The organism is uncultured Campylobacter sp. (assembly GCF_938031315.1).
Lineage (GTDB): Bacteria > Campylobacterota > Campylobacteria > Campylobacterales > Campylobacteraceae > Campylobacter_B.
In genome coordinates this window covers 1-1,553 of sequence record NZ_CALHHT010000327.1, presented here as the reverse complement: position 1 = coordinate 1,553, position 1,553 = coordinate 1, and the positions used below count along the sequence as shown (strand labels likewise).

1 protein-coding gene and 1 pseudogene are annotated in these 1,553 nt (G+C 46.4%); both read right to left on the bottom strand.

Features of this window, described 5'->3' with window-relative positions; translation table 11 throughout:
* A pseudogene (locus Q0236_RS07970) lies at window positions 1-455 on the bottom strand (glycerol-3-phosphate dehydrogenase); the annotation flags it as partial.
* 988 nt (window positions 456-1,443) lie between these two features.
* Window positions 1,444-1,553 (bottom strand): hypothetical protein (locus tag Q0236_RS07965; RefSeq protein WP_297916720.1); only part of this gene is annotated, 110 nt, incomplete at its 5' end.

Below are 1,553 nucleotides of genomic sequence, written 5' to 3'. Positions count from 1 at the left end.
ATGATATCGCCACTAGTGTAGATCTTGATGTAGGCAGGGAAGGCGCTTGCGAAAAGTTCAGCTAGATTTTCGTTACACGAGCTTACGACGAGCGCGCAAGGCAGCTTCTGCATGACTTCGGTGGCAAACGACGGACCTGATAGATAAGCGAGATTGCCGCGCGCGACGTGAGATTCAAAAATTTCGTTCAAAAACCTACCGCTTGCTGCGTCGATGCCCTTGGAAGCGACTAGAATTTTTTGATTTTTGTAAGTGAAATTTTGATCCAGCCACTGCGCGGTTTGCTGCGCTGCGAGCACAAACACCAGTGCTTCGCATTCCAGCGCTTCGCTCACGCTTACAAAATGCGGAATTTGCCTTGGCGTGCGAGAAGTGATGACACATTCGTTTTTTGCGCTAAGCGCATCAAAAAGCGCGCTACCCCATTTGCCCGCGCCGATAACCGCGATTTTCATTATGTTCCTTTTTAAAAATTTATTCGCAAATTTGCGGTTTTTCAAATTTCATTCTCTTGAAATTCCCGCTCTTTTAAAATTTAGCCCAAAAGCGCCGACATGAGCCTGTGCAAACGCTAGCCGAAGCCACGCTTTAAAATTCGCTTTTTGAAATTTCATCTCGTCAAAATTTCGTCTCATTAAAATTTTGCGCTTTTGAAATTTACTCAGCCAAAACTTCGCTTTTTTTAAAATTTACCTCGCTAAAATTTCATACTTTTAAGGTTTTGCTCTTCCGTCAAAAACACTTTCACAAAAAAGCGCGGCAGTGAACGAATGAGGATTTTGAAACTCCATTATACGTTTTAAATTTCACTCACGCATCGCTGCGGCAAATCAAATTTTTAAAAATTTTACTCAGACGCCCGATCGCAAATCGCGCTTTTAAACCCACTTAAATCTATCAAGGCGTGCTTTAGACCTAGATGATCTGCGGTCGCTCGCCACGTTATCGTTTGGCGCAAGGTTTGGGGCACGCGCATCCGACGCAGTGATTGATTAAATTTAGCCTACACATTGGCTTGCCACTCAAATTTAACCCTGCGTATTCGATCCTATCCGCGCACCCGAGTTGCCGTTTTTTGCTCCCTCAGGCAGAGTAATTTTACGCATTCCCTGCAAGCTTTGCCGCGCTTTGACGGTAGCCGTGAGTAAAATTCCTAGGACGTGCTTCTTAAACCACTCCGTCGCAGACCGACACTTGATGCAAACAGCCCGCACGAGAAAAAACGAGCTCAAAAGAACAAAACGTGCGCGAGGCAGAGCGGGTAGCCACCAAGATCGCGCCGAATGAAATATAACACGCAAAAGCCCTCGTCATTGGCGCGTTAAAGCTTTAGCTCGAAGCAAAACGCTACGGGCGGATTTAAAATTTTATCCCAGAGGCTTTATCTATCGCATACGCCGCGCCGCATTTAATTCGCTGTTCGCCGCCGCACAAGCTGCGAAATCAGCCCAGCTTCTGTTTCAGAAGCTCGTTTACTTTCGCAGGATTAAACGCGCCCTTGCCCTCTTTCATCACTTGGCCTACAAAGAAGCCGAATAGCTTGTCCTTGCCGC